General features: G+C 32.3%; 21 protein-coding genes and 1 pseudogene. 14 read left to right on the top strand and 8 right to left on the bottom strand.

Translation table 11 applies throughout. The features are described from left to right. Positions 1 to 35: 35 nt before the first annotated feature. Positions 36 to 689, bottom strand: a complete 654-nt coding sequence (locus CQ058_RS07775; RefSeq protein WP_105589561.1) for a DUF2306 domain-containing protein — start codon at positions 687 to 689, stop codon at positions 36 to 38. Positions 690 to 1,597: 908 nt separating this feature from the next. Continuing rightward, the gene (locus CQ058_RS07760) at positions 1,598 to 3,187 is read right to left on the bottom strand and encodes a bifunctional metallophosphatase/5'-nucleotidase (RefSeq protein WP_105589560.1); all 1,590 of its coding nucleotides are present in this window, start codon (positions 3,185 to 3,187) and stop codon (positions 1,598 to 1,600) included. Positions 3,188 to 3,949: 762 nt separating this feature from the next. Between CQ058_RS07760 and CQ058_RS07750 the strand changes: the two genes are divergently transcribed. The 3 genes from CQ058_RS07750 to CQ058_RS07740 all read left to right on the top strand — a co-directional run bounded on the left by CQ058_RS07750 (position 3,950) and on the right by CQ058_RS07740 (position 5,773). Next, positions 3,950 to 4,606, top strand: a complete 657-nt coding sequence (locus CQ058_RS07750; RefSeq protein ID WP_003193613.1) for a uridine kinase family protein — start codon at positions 3,950 to 3,952, stop codon at positions 4,604 to 4,606. A 75-nt stretch (positions 4,607 to 4,681) separates the two neighbouring features. Beyond that, complete coding sequence (locus CQ058_RS07745) at positions 4,682 to 5,119, top strand: NUDIX hydrolase (RefSeq protein ID WP_001202613.1); 438 nt, start codon at positions 4,682 to 4,684, stop codon at positions 5,117 to 5,119. A gap of 369 nt (positions 5,120 to 5,488) precedes the next feature. Further along, positions 5,489 to 5,773, top strand: coding sequence for a hypothetical protein (locus CQ058_RS07740; RefSeq protein ID WP_105589559.1), 285 nt, complete (start codon positions 5,489 to 5,491; stop codon positions 5,771 to 5,773). Between the two features lie 384 nt (positions 5,774 to 6,157). Here CQ058_RS07740 and CQ058_RS07735 read toward each other — a convergent pair whose 3' ends face one another. Next, complete coding sequence (locus CQ058_RS07735; RefSeq protein ID WP_050001571.1) at positions 6,158 to 6,523, bottom strand: cupin domain-containing protein; 366 nt, start codon at positions 6,521 to 6,523, stop codon at positions 6,158 to 6,160. 304 nt (positions 6,524 to 6,827) lie between these two features. Beyond that, entirely contained in the window at positions 6,828 to 7,157 is a 330-nt protein-coding gene (locus CQ058_RS07730; protein ID WP_002168994.1) for a hypothetical protein, read from the bottom strand. Between the two features lie 151 nt (positions 7,158 to 7,308). On the opposite strand from CQ058_RS07730, the pseudogene CQ058_RS32085 reads away from it, so the two are divergent. The 3 genes and pseudogenes from CQ058_RS32085 to CQ058_RS07715 all read left to right on the top strand — a co-directional run. Further along, a pseudogene (locus tag CQ058_RS32085) lies at positions 7,309 to 7,599 on the top strand (Tn3 family transposase); the annotation flags it as partial. A 363-nt stretch (positions 7,600 to 7,962) separates the two neighbouring features. After that, positions 7,963 to 8,409 carry a MarR family winged helix-turn-helix transcriptional regulator gene (locus CQ058_RS07720; RefSeq protein WP_000817662.1) on the top strand — a complete coding sequence of 149 codons (447 nt, stop codon included), beginning with the start codon at positions 7,963 to 7,965 and terminating at the stop codon, positions 8,407 to 8,409. Between the two features lie 32 nt (positions 8,410 to 8,441). After that, positions 8,442 to 9,386, top strand: coding sequence for an acetyl-CoA carboxylase carboxyltransferase subunit alpha (locus tag CQ058_RS07715; RefSeq protein WP_105589558.1), 945 nt, complete (start codon positions 8,442 to 8,444; stop codon positions 9,384 to 9,386). A gap of 444 nt (positions 9,387 to 9,830) precedes the next feature. Here the strand turns inward: CQ058_RS07715 and CQ058_RS07710 are convergent, their stop codons facing one another. Further along, complete coding sequence (locus CQ058_RS07710) at positions 9,831 to 9,938, bottom strand: YjcZ family sporulation protein (RefSeq protein WP_078176885.1); 108 nt, start codon at positions 9,936 to 9,938, stop codon at positions 9,831 to 9,833. A gap of 265 nt (positions 9,939 to 10,203) precedes the next feature. After that, a complete protein-coding gene (locus CQ058_RS07705; RefSeq protein ID WP_105589557.1) occupies positions 10,204 to 10,674 on the bottom strand; it encodes a hypothetical protein in 471 nt (156 codons plus the stop codon). Between the two features lie 273 nt (positions 10,675 to 10,947). Between CQ058_RS07705 and CQ058_RS07700 the strand changes: the two genes are divergently transcribed. From CQ058_RS07700 to CQ058_RS07690, 3 genes are all read left to right on the top strand, one after another. Then, positions 10,948 to 11,337 carry a YflT domain-containing protein gene (locus tag CQ058_RS07700; protein ID WP_000448809.1) on the top strand — a complete coding sequence of 130 codons (390 nt, stop codon included), beginning with the start codon at positions 10,948 to 10,950 and terminating at the stop codon, positions 11,335 to 11,337. A gap of 50 nt (positions 11,338 to 11,387) precedes the next feature. After that, on the top strand, positions 11,388 to 11,588 hold the full coding sequence (locus CQ058_RS07695; RefSeq protein ID WP_000004264.1) for a CsbD family protein: 201 nt from the start codon (positions 11,388 to 11,390) through the stop codon (positions 11,586 to 11,588). A gap of 74 nt (positions 11,589 to 11,662) precedes the next feature. Next, positions 11,663 to 11,914, top strand: a complete 252-nt coding sequence (locus tag CQ058_RS07690; protein WP_000522906.1) for a GlsB/YeaQ/YmgE family stress response membrane protein — start codon at positions 11,663 to 11,665, stop codon at positions 11,912 to 11,914. A 181-nt stretch (positions 11,915 to 12,095) separates the two neighbouring features. Here CQ058_RS07690 and CQ058_RS07685 read toward each other — a convergent pair whose 3' ends face one another. Next, positions 12,096 to 12,296: a methyltransferase gene (locus CQ058_RS07685; protein ID WP_000390988.1), complete on the bottom strand. Its 201-nt coding sequence runs from the start codon at positions 12,294 to 12,296 to the stop codon at positions 12,096 to 12,098. 197 nt (positions 12,297 to 12,493) lie between these two features. Between CQ058_RS07685 and rsbV the strand changes: the two genes are divergently transcribed. The 5 genes from rsbV (at position 12,494) to CQ058_RS07660 (ending at position 15,887) form a co-directional block, all read left to right on the top strand. After that, the gene (rsbV, locus tag CQ058_RS07680) at positions 12,494 to 12,832 is read left to right on the top strand and encodes an anti sigma b factor antagonist RsbV (protein WP_044444094.1); all 339 of its coding nucleotides are present in this window, start codon (positions 12,494 to 12,496) and stop codon (positions 12,830 to 12,832) included. A 6-nt stretch (positions 12,833 to 12,838) separates the two neighbouring features. Further along, positions 12,839 to 13,321 (top strand): anti-sigma B factor RsbW, encoded by a 483-nt coding sequence (gene rsbW, locus CQ058_RS07675; protein ID WP_044444093.1) that lies wholly within the window; start codon positions 12,839 to 12,841, stop codon positions 13,319 to 13,321. Then, the gene (gene sigB, locus CQ058_RS07670) at positions 13,284 to 14,060 is read left to right on the top strand and encodes an RNA polymerase sigma factor SigB (RefSeq protein ID WP_105589556.1); all 777 of its coding nucleotides are present in this window, start codon (positions 13,284 to 13,286) and stop codon (positions 14,058 to 14,060) included. Before rsbW ends, sigB begins: the two co-directional genes overlap by 38 nt. 70 nt (positions 14,061 to 14,130) lie before the next feature. Next, on the top strand, positions 14,131 to 14,571 hold the full coding sequence (locus tag CQ058_RS07665; protein ID WP_002011070.1) for a ferritin-like domain-containing protein: 441 nt from the start codon (positions 14,131 to 14,133) through the stop codon (positions 14,569 to 14,571). Between the two features lie 173 nt (positions 14,572 to 14,744). Beyond that, positions 14,745 to 15,887, top strand: coding sequence for a fused response regulator/phosphatase (locus tag CQ058_RS07660; protein WP_105589555.1), 1,143 nt, complete (start codon positions 14,745 to 14,747; stop codon positions 15,885 to 15,887). Between the two features lie 39 nt (positions 15,888 to 15,926). Here CQ058_RS07660 and CQ058_RS07655 read toward each other — a convergent pair whose 3' ends face one another. Then, positions 15,927 to 16,784, bottom strand: a complete 858-nt coding sequence (locus CQ058_RS07655) for a CheR family methyltransferase (RefSeq protein WP_002166216.1) — start codon at positions 16,782 to 16,784, stop codon at positions 15,927 to 15,929. Positions 16,785 to 16,786: the final 2 nt, after the last annotated feature.

The raw sequence follows: 16,786 nt of genomic DNA, 5'->3' as shown, positions 1-16,786 counted from the left end.
ATCAAGGGATTCAGTCGAGTTACGTATAAATTGCATCAAAAATGTAAATCAGCATTTTTCTGTTGTTGTCCTTTATTAAGACTTTGTCTTATAAATAATTCTGCAATGATTAAATTTGGCACCCACGCTAACCAAGCAATAACAGCATAACTAAGTTCGAAATGCTCCAGTCCAAATAGCAATACAAATAAAGGTAGCCAAATTCTTAATGTAACTGCCGCAAAGGTTAAGGAATAATTTCTGATCATCCAATTCCGATGGTCTTGAATTTTTTTATTCTTAACTTTGTTTAATGCTTGATATGCCGATGTTAGCCAAAATACGGATAACAAACCGAAACCAAGCTTTCCTACTAATCCTCCCGTAGCGTAAAAGGATAAATAAAGTCCTGAAACGCAGCCAAATAATACACCAATCATATAGATTTTTCCAATCATTCGATGGCGACTGATATTCTTTTCTCTAAATTTTGTGGATAATGTAAAAGGACCAATTATTAATGCTACTAAACTAGTTGCAATATGTATAAATAACATAATGTACCAAAATGCACTCATTTTAGATAGAAACATAAGCTTCATTTGAACAAACCCTGCTTGAAATCCATCCATAATAAAATATTGGAAAACAGCATAACCAGCTACTAAAATAGCTAAAAAAGTAAATATAAACCAAGTTTTTTTATTCATAATTTCACCACCTCCTTACAACATTTAAGGGAATTAGAACATATATTGCTGTTTATCTAGGGTTAAAAGAGAACTTAATTAACTTCTTTTACTTCTTTCGGCAGGGCATCATGTTCAATTCAGTTTTCGACTAAGCTATTAAACAGTTCAGGATTTGCTAAAGAAATTCCATGATTAATTTTAGAAATAATACCACCTAATTAATCATACAACAAAAAAGGATTTTCTGGTGAATTTATCCATATATTCCATATTTGTTATTAGCAATTATTTTCTCAATAATCAATTTAGGAGTAGGTGTCACGGTTCCAGTAATGACCGCAATAGTTATGCAAGCAGCAGGCCCATCTTATGCAAATATGGCTGGAGCAACCTTAAATGTAAATTGACACCAGATAATTGCTCGTTTAGTAGGGGTACCACCTCATCGCCATCAAGTTAAAAAAATTAATTATCCCCCAAAGCGAAAAAAACGAGCTGAATTCACATAAATAACTGTAGAGAGATAAAAATTTCGTTCTGGGGGTACTATAAAATTTTAGCTTGATGGCGGATGGTGTAGCACCAACAAAACGCGAATTTCGTACGTTAAGCAAAGTTTTTAAAAGAAAAAGCCGTTTTTCTGAACATGTGAGAGCTATATAGTATTGTAGGTGGAAAGTATATCCAGATAATTCAAATCGGTCCAAATTAATGTAAACGTCAAATAACCCCAAAATAAACAATAAAAGTTGATTTTGGGGTTATTTTTTGTTGGCTTTACTTTTTTTCGGTACTTTGCATATCGATGGTAAATCCGTTGACCACGGTAGGACTTTATTTCAAACCCACACAAGAAAAATTAGATTACCTGCACACTAAAAAGTATAGCGAACAGGTAATCTAGGTATTTTGAGATTAATGAAAAGCTAATTTATTTTTTGAATTCTTCCATCAATAATAGGCTGAATTGGTTCTTTTGCTTGTTTTATATAATCTACTAATGCTTCAAAATCAGTTGGTCCTGTTTCAGCATCTTTCCCATTTTTAAAGGACACAAATCCATCTCCACCTGAAGCTAGAAATGCGTTCGCAACGACGCTGTAAGTTTTAGAAGGAATAATTTCTTCTCCATTTGTTAAGCGAATACTTGTGACTTTTTCTCCATTTGGCTTGTTCGCATCCCAAGTGTATTGGATCCCTGAAATTTGAAGCATTCTTGTTATGTCTTTTTGCCATTGTTGATTTAAAATATCACGAATGTCTTGACCCGTTAAATTAACTTTTATTAATTGATTTCCGAATGGTTGAATGCCATATACCTCTCCCCATGTAATATCACCAGCATCTAAGTCATTACGAATACCACCAGGGTTCATAAGAGCAATTTGGGATTGCATTGTTGCACGCTGAGCATCAGTGATTAAATTGCCGAGAGTAGATTCGCCGGCCATATTTTGTTTTCGATCTAGTGGAGCTGTAGATTTACCAACAACCTCATTGACAAGAGGTGCGATTTTTTCTTGATATTTCTCCATCTTTTTCTTTATTTTTTTATCAGGCTCTATGCCTTCATGGTAGGTTGTAATAATTTCTGCTTTTTTCTCAACAATATCTTTTGTCTTACGATCAATCTTTACATCAACATCAGCAAAAGCCATTCCATAAGAATTTGCTTGTACGACAAGTTTATTATTAACAGTTCCATTTACATAGGTGTGGCTATGCCCCCCAAAAATAACATCGACTTCTGGATCAGTCTCATTTGCTAGTCGGACGAGATCACCATTTGTTACGCCGTTCTCATCTGTTGTACCTCCGTTATGTGCAAGAACAACGATAGATTTAACGCCAAGTTCTTTTAATTTCTTTACGGATTTGTTAATGGCTTCAACTTCATCTGTAATTTCTACATTCTTTAGCATAGTAGGCATAACAAGGTTAGGAACATCTGTTGTTACGACTCCGATAAAGCCAACAGGAACTCCTTGTACCTTTTTTATAGTAAATGGTGGTAAAAATAGACGACCGGTGGATTTATTATAGAAATTTGCGGCAACATATGGGAATTTTGCTCCTTTAAAATTCCCTGTTTTTTCATGGTATCCACCATAAATAAGGCGGTGCATTTCTTCAATACCTTCATCAAATTCATGATTTCCTATGGTTCCAACATCAAATTTTAAATCATTTAGAAATTCAATCGTGGGTTCGTCTTGTAATAATGCTGAAACAGGAGGACTTGCTCCAACAACATCGCCAGCATGAACCTTTAATGTATTCGGATTTTGTTTTTCATGATCACGTAAATAAGCCGCTAAGTACTCGATTCCCCCTGCATCTTTATTGTTAATTTTCTTTACAGTGTCTAGTTGCCCATGAAAATCGTTAATACCGAGCATTTGTACATCTATGTAGCGGTTTGGTTCTGTAGTTGCTTGAGCTGGAGGCGCAGCAAATACACTTGAAAAAGTAACTGTACTTAATGCTAAAGCAACTGGAATGATTTTTTTCAACATAAAATTTTCTCTCCCCTTATTACAATCTGACATCATTCGGTATAATTTTAATAGATTAAGAAGATTATTTCTATAAAAATTCTACTAATTATAAAAATTAATAAGATTTTATTGTTTTCCGACAAAAGACTCATTCCTCAAAAATGTGAAGGTGTGAAATACCAATTTTAGGTAGGAGGTGAATATCGGTATGCATGAGCCTACGTTTTTTTGATTAGGATATAAAGAAAAAGTGCCACCGGCACTCCAAACATATATATAATCAAAACGCACACCATTGGAGCCAATGGCATGCGCTACATAAATTGTTAGATATTCGCACACATCTGTTTTACAAACTATTCACAGGAAAACAGATTCATATAGATGAAATGACAGAATCAGAGTAAACGTAAAATAGGGTGAGTGCAAAATTATGGATGTTACTTTTACATTGTTCTTTGTGAGGCAGCCTTACACATCCGTCAACTTAAGAAATTGGTAGTTCTCCAAAACAAAGAAAATAAGCTAAGTTCTTATAAACAACTGTAAAATAATAAAATTTTCGTTTTGGGGACACTTCAAAATATTAGCTTGATGGACGTGTGGTACTACACCAAATAACAATAAAATCCTTCGAAAATTAATATAGTTTTTTAAAAATAGAGATGATATGATGGATAATCATACCATTTTTTTCACTTCATGCATGATTTTACAGTAGGATACCTCTATATTAAGATGATGTAAATAAGAGGGTATATTAGTAACAGGGGGAGAATAATGAAAAAGTTATTACAAGAAATTATAAATTGGATTAGTATGACCGATGAACAGATTGTTATTGGCATTTCAGGACACGGTGCTGCCGGAAAAACAACGTTCGCCAATAAGCTCATAAACCAATTAAATCAAAATAAAGTGAGTTATATTAATACAGATCCATACATTGTTAGTTCAAATGTACGAAAGTATACAAATATCCACTATACATATCAGAATGAAAATCATTATGATAAAATGACAGCTTGTCATCCATCAGCCCATCATTTGTCTGCGTTAGAAAGAGATGTTCAAATGGTAAGAGCTGGTTTAGATTTTTATACAATGGATACACATTATATAAAAAGTGAGTTAATTTCTACGAAAAATAAGGTGACGATTGTAGAAGGAATGAGTGTCGCATTTATTAATCCAAATTTATTTGATTTGAAAATTTACTTCTATACAGATGGAGAAACAGAATTAATGAGAAGGTCTAGCCGTGATATTATTGAAAGAGGAGCCGATATTAATTACTTAAGGAAGTCTCATGAAGAACGTCGGATTCAGTATGAAGTGTTTATGCATCCATATAGTCAACGTTTTGATATTATTATCAAAAATTCCAATGAAACAATATGTTTAGAAAAAAATACATTTGAGTTTTATAAAGTTTAAATGCAAATACTTTATTTACTAAAATAGCAAGTTAGTGAATAAATTGTTCATATTTTTTCGGAAGGAGGTTAAGCAATGAGAGCACCGTATCAAGTATTGATATTTCCTTATATAAAAACTGACGATTCCATTCAATATGCCATTTTTAATCGAAGTGATTATGGTTATTGGCAAGGAATAGCTGGTGGTGGAGAAGATGGTGAGACTCCTATTGAATCAGCAAAACGGGAAGCATTTGAAGAGGCTGGTATTACAAGAGAAAGTCCATATATAAAACTAGATTCTGTGTCTTCACTACCAGTAGAGGATGTAGTTGGTGAATTTCTTTGGGGCGAAGATGTTTATGTAATAAAAGAATTTTCTTTTGGAGTTAAAGTTCCTACAAAAAATATTAAATTATCTAAAGAACACTTCAATTATAAATGGCTGTGCTTTGAGGAAGCCGTAACGCTTTTAAAATGGGATAGTAACAAAACGGCTTTGTGGGAATTAAACAAAAGGCTGTTAAAATAATTAAAGTGTTAGTTAACAAAGCCGATAGTGGAGCGAGAATTAAACAACTTAAAAAAGCTTTGCTACATTACCTATGTAGCAAGGCTTTTTTCTTAGCGTACGAAATCGCGTTTTGTTGGCGGCACCCCGCTAAGAGCATGCAAGATTTTATACAGTTTTTCGGCTAATCCAATAACAAACGAGAACCCGAAAACCCGCGCCACAATAGAAATGTATAAAAAGATGTATAGAATGATAGAAAAAGAAAAAGGCGGATTCCTTGTGAGAGTAAGGGTCCGCCTATTTCCTTGCTACCGATAATGAAACGTTATGTTAACCTAGCATGAATATGATATACAATAAAAATATAAAAAGGAGGTAATAAATTCGATGAATATAAAAAAGATGAATAAAACCACTGTGATATTATCTTTTGCTTTGATGCTTGGTATTGTAGGAATATATAGTACTGTATTAACTCAAAAAAGTACCCCTATTGTTCCTGAAAAGATTGAAGTTGCAGAATCTATCTCAACAAAAGAAAATAAGACAGAAAAGGTAGGGTATTCAGAACTAATTTCTGTAAAAAAGTCAGATAAGGATAAATTTACAGAAGAAGGTTGGAAAGAAGTTTTAAAAAAAATTCAAAGTGGAGAAGTTTATTGGGAAAAGTAAAAGAGATATTATGAATTATTACTAATCTTAAATAAACGATAAGTTAATTTCCGTTAACGAGAATTATGTAAATAAGCTATCCATATGGGCGGCTTATTGTTTTTTTGCTTAGCGTGTTTTTTTCAAAATGCTAGTGGTACCTGTAAAATGATAATAAAGTTATTTAATTTTAAAAGCTCAACCAAGCATAACCCCGTTCTAAATTTAGGACGGGGTTAAAAATATAGTTGTTTAATTTTTAAAGTAAGGTATTTCACTACACTAAAAAATATAATAATAAAGTCGTTTAAAAATCTAATTTTTATTCAACAATAGCGCCCGATTGTGGAAAATATGTAACTTCCTTTTATATGTTGATCCAAAGAAAGTAACTGAATTATTGATTTAAATCCATATATTATTTTCAGCAGTTAGTTTGGAATTAGTTTCACCAGTGTTGACTACACCTTTAGGCTCTACCAGCATTATATGGCATTCCTTTTCAGCATAAGGCTTATGCTCCACACCTTTTGGTATCACATACATTTCTCCTTTGGAAAGTTTAACCTGTCCATCGCGGAATGTGATGGACATCTCGCCGTCTATCACGATGAATACCTCATCGGTGTCTTTATGATCGTGCCATACAAAATCCCCCAGAATCTTAACTAACTTAAACTGATAGTCATTCATTTCACCAATGACTTTGGGCGACCAGTGTTCACTGAATTTGGACAGTTTCTCGCTTAGATTAATAGCATTATAATTGATATAAATCCCCCCAGAACTATTCTTACCCTTATTTTACAACTTCGATAGATTAATTACTATTTTGATTAAGATCTCAAAAGTTTCTGCTGATCTTCCACAAAATGGCCCGATTGTTGAATAAAACTTAGATTTTTAAACAACTTTATTATTTTTTAAGCGACTTTATTTTAAATTAAACAACTTTTTTGTCACTTTACAGTACCCCTGATTTGAAAAATTCACTTTACTGTATATAGCAAGAACCCTGTTATCTCCACTTATAAGTACACTTGTAAATATATTTGCAAGTGTACTTATAAGTGAATTATTTGTATTCTTGTCTATATAATTTAAACGAATAAATAGCTCCAACGAAGAATACAAAGGCTTCAAATAATATAAAGATTTGACGGAAATTCTCAATATCTTTACCAACTAAAGAAATAAATATAGCATTCATTAGAATTTGAGTAGTAAACATACGAGAAGTAATTTTTAAATAAATAGGATTTGTTCTTTCATATGGTTTACCAATTTTTTTGTAAATAATAATAAGTGCAATTACTGAACCCAAAAATAGAAGTGCTGTAAGTCCTACAACGATATTGAAATTGCCTGTACTTTCTAACATCCATTTATTTAATAGATCAATCATTATTATCTTCCTTTCCTACATAAGAGAATATTTCGTTCTTCTTTTTCACTATAATAAAAAATGAAAAAGGAAAACATCGAACTTTCTTACAAACATTCGTGCATTCTTACAGTTTTGTCACTTTGTAAATGTATTCATCGTCTTGCCTTTCGCTATTTTCTTTGAAAAACATAGTGAATTACGAGAAAGAGTGCTACAAGATCAACTTCAAAGAAGTAGTGCACTAAACCTCTTAATTAATGCAATTAGTATGTGGAATATTATTTATTTAAGTGAAGCAATAAAAGCTTTGAAGAAAAAAGAACAATTTGATGAAGAATTATTAAAACATAGTTCTCCAGTAAGGTGGGAACACATTAACTTTCTAGGAGAATACCGATTTAGCAAAAGAGAAAGTGCACCAGTAGACTCTCTACAATCACTAGAAACAACTAAACAGTAAGAAACCGATGATCTCTTAGCGTACGAAATCGCGTTTTGTTGGCGGCACCCCATGCCCATCAACTTAAGAATTTAGAACTCCCCCAAAAAATTATGAGTTTTTTGTTACAAGTTATCACAAAATTTTCGTTTTTTGGGTAGTTTTATTTTCTTAGCTTGATTGCGATGAGCGGTACCCCATAAAGGCCCCTGATACATAATTGATGTTCTGCCATTTGTAGAAAACAATCCACTTATACCATTTTAACAAGAAGAAATATCTCGTCCATGTTGTAATATTGGCTTACGTTAAGCTTGTGAAAAAAACATATTCATGTATAATACAATTGATGTATGATACATTAGTTGTGGGAGGGTGACCTTTTTGAAAAGAGAAGATGCCTTAAAACTAAGAACAGATATTAAGAAAATGATTATAATAACTGGGGTTTTTGAATCTCAAAATTTGCCCAATGGACCATTTGAAAAACCTTTACCAACTTCTCAAATGATGGCGTTAGAGGAACTAGAGGTGGAAAAATTAACTGTTTGGCAACTATCCAATAAACTTAGATTAGAGACTTCAACTGTAAGTAGATTGGTAGATAAGTTAGTAAAAAAGGGGCTTATTTATCGTGAAGTAAATGAAAAAAATAGAAGAGAACTTTTTCTGCACCTCACAGAAAAAGGTCACATAACTGTTAATTGCTTAAGAGAGCAATCCATTACATTTTATCAAAGTATTCTCAATAATTTATCAGAATCAGAACAAAAAATAGTTGTGGATGGTTTTGAATTATTTATTGATTCTATTTCTAAGCCTTTTGATTAGAGTGAGGTAAATCATAACATTTGGAGGGTAAAATGAGTTTGGATTTTGAACGTCCTATTATTGAATTAAAAGAGAAATTTGATGAATTAAAGAAAATTATGAAAGAAAATAATGTAGATTTATCGCCAGAAATTCATGTATTAGAAAAACGTTTAAATAAAATGCAAGATAAAATTTATTCTAATATTACACCTTTTCAACGAGTTCAAATTGCAAGGCTACGTAACCGGCCCACGACATTGGACTATATACCTTTATTGTTTACAAACTTTCTCGAACTTCATGGTGATCGATTATATGGTGATGATAAAGCAATGATAGGTGGTATTGCACAATTTAAAGGGATGCCCGTTACGGTTATTGGTCATCAAAGAGGTAGAAATACAAAGGAAAATATAGAAAGAAATTTTGGAATGGCACATCCAGAAGGTTATAGAAAAGCGCTAAGACTTATGAAACAAGCTGATAAATTTAATCGCCCTATTATTACATTTATTGATACAATAGGCGCCTACCCAGGGAAAGGGTCTGAAGAACGTGGAATTTCTGAAGCGATAGCTCGAAATCTATTTGAAATGGCTACACTTAAAGTGCCAATTGTTTGTATTGTAATTGGAGAGGCATCAAGTGGTGGAGCTCTTGGCATTAGTGTCGGTAACCATATCCATATGTTAGAGTATTCATGGTACTCGGTAATTTCGCCAGAAGGAGCAGCATCTATCCTATGGAAGGACGCTAAGTATGCTCCAGAAGCTGCTGAACATATGAAAATTTCAGCAAAAGATTTAAAACATTTAGGAATTATTGATGAAATCATTCCTGAAATTAAAGGTGGAGCACAAAATGATATAAAATCACAGGCAAAAGTGATTGAATCTGTAATCGAATCATCTCTAAAAAAATTGATACTATTATCCTCGGAAGAGCTTATACAACAGCGGTATGAAAAGTATAGACAAATAGAGAATTATAAATGAAAATATTTAAAGTCCGTATTACATTTCGGAGGATTTTCGCAAAAAAATTCTAAATATTTTGTAAGTAACCTCTTAAACTGGGATATGCTGATACTATTACTCTACAAAAGGTGTGTGATCGGTATGGAAAAGGAAAATTTGTTCAAATGGAAGCATTATCACATACCCATCAACTTAAGAAATTGATTGTTCCCCAAAACGAAAAAATGAGCTGAATTCTCATAAATAACTGTAAAAAGGTGAAAATTTCGTTATGGGGGGTATCTCAAAAGCTTAGGTTGATGGCAATGTGGTGCTCCCCCTGTTAGTAGTAATTTTAATATCACTATGGATAAATTACTTTTAAAACTTTACTTCCGAGAACGATAATTATGTAAATAAGCTGTCCATATGGGCAGCTTATTTTATTTTTTGTTTAGCACGGGGATCTTTTCCGATAGTTTTTTAGCAGAAGCAAGCAGCTCCAACGATGATTAATAAAATAAACAATACAACTAATAAAGCAAATCCTCCAGCGAAGCCCCAGCCGCCACAACTACCACCAAAGCCCATAACAGTTCCTCCTTTAGATAGGAGGGGGAAGACAAAGGTTCACTCATGTGTTTTAACGGATTCAATTTACTTTATGCATTTATGAATGGAGCAGGTCCTTTTGAAAATAAAGAAAAGACACCTTATAAGGTGTCTTCCTTCGATTTGAAACATTTTAAGTTTAATAATATACGGTCTCGCCACTGACCTATTAGGCTGGAATTTTATAGTGTTTCTGAACAAAATTTTGTGCTAATTTTGAATCCTTAAGTTGATGGCGATTCTTTTACCTTTTGTCATTTTTAAAGAAATCCTTCATCATTTTAGCGCCTTCAATGTTCAATGTCACACCTTCTACTTTATCTTTCTTCTCATCTTTAGCAATCGTAATTTTCTCCTTATTATCAACCCATACAAGAAACTCTTCTTTTGCGTCATCTTTATATGTAACGGTAATAGTAGAATGTGCAGATTCTCTCTTTTTTTGATCTAATGTGATTGTTTTTGGTGTTCCGTTTTGGACTGCTGAAGCGATTGATTGTATCATTTCCTCGTTATCTGTTTGAGATTTGGAACTAGTATTACTTGTTGTTCTAAGCATCTCAATGTTGGTAATGTCTGCAGAGTTTAATTGAATGGTATTTTTCGTATTTTCTTGCTTAGTTGTTGGAGTATTGTTTGTAGTAGAAGTGCTTGTACAACCTATTAAAGTGAAAGATAGAACACTTAGAGCGCATATAGATATGATTTTTTTCATAGTATCCCTCCTTACGTTTAATTATAACAATTTTCTGTTATTTTAGGTAGTTATTGTAAGGAGATCATTTTGTAAGTCGTAGGGAGACATGTTTACTAGTTTTAATGATGTTCGTATGAATAATATGAAGCGTATATATGAAAAATATGCGGTTCATTCTCTATCAAAATCAAAATTCACATAATTTTTTTCATATTTTATGTTTAACATTTCGAAAATGGGTGTATTACATATAATATAACAAATAATTCATTTTAGAGGAGGAAGTTAAAGATGGAAACGAAGTATAGTAAACCTTTTGTATATGAATTTATTACGGAGAAAGAGGTCATGAATGCGGCGAATGATCTAGTGAAGAAAGGAATCGACCAAAAAGATATTTACGTATTAACACATGAGAAAGAAAGGACAGATAGAATCGCAGACAATGCAGACGTGAATACAATTGGAATAAAAGAAGAGGGACTTGGGACAAGTATTATTAATGTCTTTCAAAAAACGGGAGATCAGTTAAGAAATAAGATGCAAGAGTTAGGACTTAATGAGGAAGAAGCTAACTTTTATGAAGAAAAGCTGGATGAAGGAAAAATCTTGTTATTCGTTAAGGATTTAGAAAGAGTCGGTGAATGGTTACAAGAAAGAAGATGCACGTATTCTATTTAAATTCATACTCTTTAAATCTACAAATCTATTACGAAAAGGAGATTGGAAATATGAGTGAGAGCGGGCTAAAAGAACAAATTACTGGTAAAGTTGAAAAGAAAAAGGGACAAGTAAAAGAAGGAATTGGTGAAGTTACAGAAGATAGAGAGTTGAAAAATGAAGGGAAGTGGGAGAAGACGAAGGGAACTGTAAAAGAAAAAGTCGGAAAAGTGAAACAAAAGATAAGTGATGGATTGGATAACAAAGAATAATACATGTTTATCAAGCTTTGGTTAAACGCCAAAGCTTGATAAATCCATTATAAAAATATACAGGAGGTCTAATTGTGGGACTTATTATTACGTGTATTGTAGGTGGACTTATTGGTATGTTAGCTGGAATGATTACAGGAAAAGACTTTCCTTTAGGTATAGTTGGTAATGTTATTGCCGGATTAATCGGATCTTGGGTAGGTAGTGCGTTATTTGGTCATTGGGGTCCTGAATGGGGAGGTATTTTTATTCTTCCAGCGTTATTAGGTGCAATCGTCTTTATTTTAATCGTTACATTCTTTTCTAGAATGCTACGGAAAGCATAAGTATTATAATGAATAGTAATCTTAAGTTTATTATATGTAGCTATAAAGTTAATAAACTGATAAAAATACATAAAAAAGCATCCAATTAAACTAATTTGGATGCTTTTTTTATGTATTTTACATAGGAATGAGTGGAGGATGAAGAACCCCCACTCATTAAAATTACACTTTCAATTATGTATTAAACCATCGTTACCTTTTTACAATTATTTATTCTTACGACCTGCCTTGGTTCTATATGAGATAAGTCGTCGCTATTACCTATATCAACTACAATTGTATTCGTTAGTATGTTAATAATGGAACCAATTAATTTTGTAGCATGATCGTGTCGATAAGAAAATTGAACAAAATCTCCCTTTTTAAAGTTGTGCTCTTCCATAGATAGATCCCCCTAAAAATAATGTTTATACATTATACATACACAAATTTATAAAGTTTAAACATTTGGTAGTATTTTTTTTAGTGTTAAGCTAAGAAAGGTGTAGAAAATTTATTTATAATTAAAATGAAAAAATATGTTTAAAACTAATTTTTATGGGTAATTAAATAGTAGTAGTTTGAGATAAGGGGGCGGAAATGATGAATTTGGCAATAAATATTTTGCAAAATGATTTAGGTTATACAGTACAACTTAATGGTGAGATTGATGCGTATACGGCATCAGATTTGAAAAATAAGATCATGCCTATTGCAAGTGAGAAAGAGGTTTATATAGTAGTAGATTTTAATAAGGTAGATTATATGGATAGTACAGGTTTAGGCGTGTTTATAGCTCTATTAAAAGCAATTAAGAAAAATGATGGAAAGCTAGAGTTTATTGGTGTATCTAAAAGACTAAAAAGATTATTCGATATTACAGGATTAACGGAAATATTGAATTTGAATTCCGATTTTGAAAAAGTAGAAAGAAGGTGACTAGGGATGATGGAGAAATTTGAAAAGATAGAAATGAAAATTCCTGCAAAAGCAGAATATGTGGCTATTATTCGTTTAACAATGGCTGGTGTTGCGAATCGATTGGGCTTTGCTTATGACGATATAGAAGATATGAAAATTGCTATTAGTGAAGCATGTACAAACATTGTACAACATGCATATAAAGAAGACGTTGGAGAAATTACAATTGTCTTTGGTCTATATGAAGATCGATTAGAAATTATGGTTGCGGATAATGGGGTTAGCTTTAATTTTAGTACCTTAAAAAGTAAAGTTGGTCCGTATGATATTAATAAACCAGTAGAACATTTGCCGGAAAATGGTTTAGGTTTATATTTAATAAATACGTTAATGGATGATATACAAATTATGCATGATGAGGGCATGACAGTTTTAATGACAAAATATATACAAAGAGAGCAGGTGGAGAATGATGGAAATCCAATCTCAACCTACAAATCTTACTAAAGAAGATGTTATTAAACTAATTGCAGAATTCCAACAAAACCAATGTGATGAAGCACAGGAAAGGTTGGTTAATCACTATAAAAATCTCGTATATTCCATTGCATACCGCTATTCAAAAGGTGGGCCGATGCATGAGGATATTATACAAGTAGGGATGTTAGGGCTCTTAGGCGCAATAAGAAGGTATGATTATTCGATAGGGAATGCTTTTGAGCCGTTTGCAATACCTACGATAGTAGGGGAAATAAAGAAGTATTTACGTGATAAAACTTGGGGCATTCATGTTCCAAGGCGAATTAAAGACTTGGGCGGGAAAATTAAACTTGCGATAGAGGAACTAACAGATCACCTACAACGTTCACCGAAGATTATAGAGATTGCGAATCATTTAGGACTATCCGAAGAGGAAGTTCTAGAAATTATGGATGCTAAAAATAATTATCAAGTATCTTCCTTAGATGATGTAGTTGAAAATTCATCTGATGGAAGTTCGGTAGCGAGAATTGAATCTGTAGGTGAAGTAGAGCAAGGATATGAACAGACAGAAAGACGTCTCGTTTTAGATGATATTTTTAACGTATTAAATGATACGGAAAAGAGTGTTATTCATTATATATTTGGAGAAAATTTAAATCAAAAGGATACAGGAGAGCGGTTAGGTATTTCACAAATGCACGTTTCTCGTATTAAAAGACAAGCGATAAGTAAATTGAAGCAAGCGGCGTTTTTAGATACATAAAAAATTTAAAATAATTATGTTTAAAACATGAGAAAAGGGGTAGTTATTAAGTATAGGAGGAGATATTAAAATGTCACACGATGTGAAAGAACTAATCGAAGGATTGAATGAAGATTTAGCAGGAGAATACTCGGCAATTATTATGTATAACCATAATGCAGCTACGGTTTCTGGTATATATAGACAAGTGTTAAAACCTTTCTTTGAATCTGAAATTAGTGATGAACAAGGACATGCCCTATATTTAGCGGAGAAAATTAAGACGCTAGGTGGTACACCTACTACGATCCCTTTACCAGTGAAACAAGTAGAAGATGTTAGAGAAATGTTAGAAGCAGCTAGACAATCAGAATATGAAACAATTAAGCGTTATGAAACGAGAAAAGAACAGGCAGCGAAATTAAATATGACAGAGTTAGTTGTAAAGTTAGAAGATATGATTGCAGATGAAACAAATCATATGGAAGAATTAGATCGCCTTTTAAATGACAAAGCAATGGTGTTAAATTAAAAGTGGAAATTTATAGAGTGAAAGAACAAACTCTCATTTCTAGGGGGTTTGTTCTTTTGCTGTATAAATACGTATGAGTAGGAAATTTTTATTTTATAACTGAGTATGCAATACTAGAAAAATAGAGAATGATAATAGATTTACATTTTAAATAAGAAAAGGGGAAATAACTTGTGTCCATTTTAATTGTCGATGATAATCCGGTTAACATCTTTGTAATTGAAAAAATTTTAAAACAAGCCGGATATCAGGATCTTGTATCGCTTAATTCTGCACAAGAGCTTTTCGAATACACCCATTTTGGAAAAGATTCTTCCAGGCATAATGAAATTGATTTAATACTATTAGATATCATGATGCCTGAGATTGATGGACTTGAAGTTTGTAGGCGATTACAAAACGAGGAGAAATTTAAAGATATTCCTATTATTTTTGTAACAGCTTTAGAAGATGCGAATAAATTAGCTGAAGCGCTTGATATAGGTGCAATGGATTATATTACGAAACCTATAAATAAAGTTGAATTGTTAGCTCGTATGCGTGTGGCATTACGCTTGAAATCGGAATTAAATTGGCATAAAGAACAAGAGGAAAATCTTCGTAATGAATTAGATTTAGCTACACAAGTACAAAGAAACTTATTAAGTAGCCCATTAAGAGAAGATCATATAAAAATTGAAGCAAGTTACTTACCTTCATTCAAACTAGCTGGAGATATGTATTATTGGTATAAAATCGATGAAAACCGCTACGGTATTATATTATTAGATGTGATGGGACATGGTGTATCTGCTTCATTAGTTTGTATGTTTATTTCGTCTGTATTACGTGAAACGATAAAATGTTTAATCGATCCAGAACTCGTCATTAAAGACTTAAATAAATATATGACTCTTTTACATAATGAGAATGACAATATTCCATATTATTTTACAGCAATATACTTAGTAGTTAATACAGAAAATAGAACAATTGAATATGTAAATGCAGGACATCCTTCGGGATACGTTTTAGTTGATGAAGAGAATATAATTGAACTAGATCGTGGGGGTTGTGCGGTAGGATTTTTTGATGAAATAAAAGTCGAGAAGACAGTCATACCTTTTGAGAAAAACGCTCAAATATTATTGTTTACAGATGGTGTTCTTGAATCAATTGCAAATGATGAATTTGAGTCTGAAGAGAAGTTGCGTACTTTTACAGAAAGAAAATGGGGAGATTTAGAAGGAGAGATAGAAGGATTTTATAAGGAAGAACAGAAGAAAACACAATCAGATGATATGTGTCTAATTATGATACAAACGAATGCGAAATAAAAAGCGTATGAAATCCAAACATAGGATTTCATACGCTTTTTATTGTATTTTTTGATAGATTTGTTCGTTAGGATTAAATTGGATATAATGCGGCATTATATCTGAAAAACGAAGAGTTTCTTTATTTCCTAAACATAGGAATCCATTGTGGCCTAAACTTTCATAAAATAGTTGCTGTACTTGGTTTTGAAGTTTACTCGTAAAGTAAATTAAAACGTTACGGCAAAGTATAATATGAAATTCGTTAAAAGACTGATCAGTTACTAAATTATGTTGCGCAAAAATAATGTTTTGTAACAGGGATGGATTAAAATAAGCAAAACGACTATCTGTTGAATAATAGTTAGAAAATGCTTGTGTACCGCCAGCTTGTAAATAGTTTTTCGTATAAGTTTGCATTTTATTTAACGGAAGGATGCCTTGTTTTGCTTTTTCTAACACATTTGTATTCATATCTGTTGCGTAAATAACAGCTTTTTCACTTAATCCTTCTTCGTGAAGTAAGATGGACATTGATAACACTTCTTCACCAGTTGCGCATCCAGCATGCCAAATTCTAATTTCAGGATACTTTTTTAATTCAGGAATAACATGCTCTCTTAACGCTTTAAAAAAAGTAGGGTTACGGAACATTTCAGTTACATTAATGGAGAAATCATTTAATAACTGTTCTAAAAACCCTTCCTCATGAATTACTTTTTCAATTAATTTTGAAATGGTAGGGATATTAGAGAGCTGCATTCTATTACAAATTCTTCTATAAATAGATGTGCGAGCATATTGGCGAAAATCAAATCCTGACAGTTTAAATACCGCTTCCAATAGTAATTCAATTTCTAAGTTCGTACGCTTATCCATATCTACGGATGGATCAAAATTATAATACTTATTTTCCACTT

Source organism: Bacillus sp. MYb56, from assembly GCF_002976445.1.
In the GTDB taxonomy this organism is placed as follows: domain Bacteria; phylum Bacillota; class Bacilli; order Bacillales; family Bacillaceae_G; genus Bacillus_A; species Bacillus_A mycoides.
This window is presented reverse-complemented; position numbering and strand designations above follow the sequence as displayed.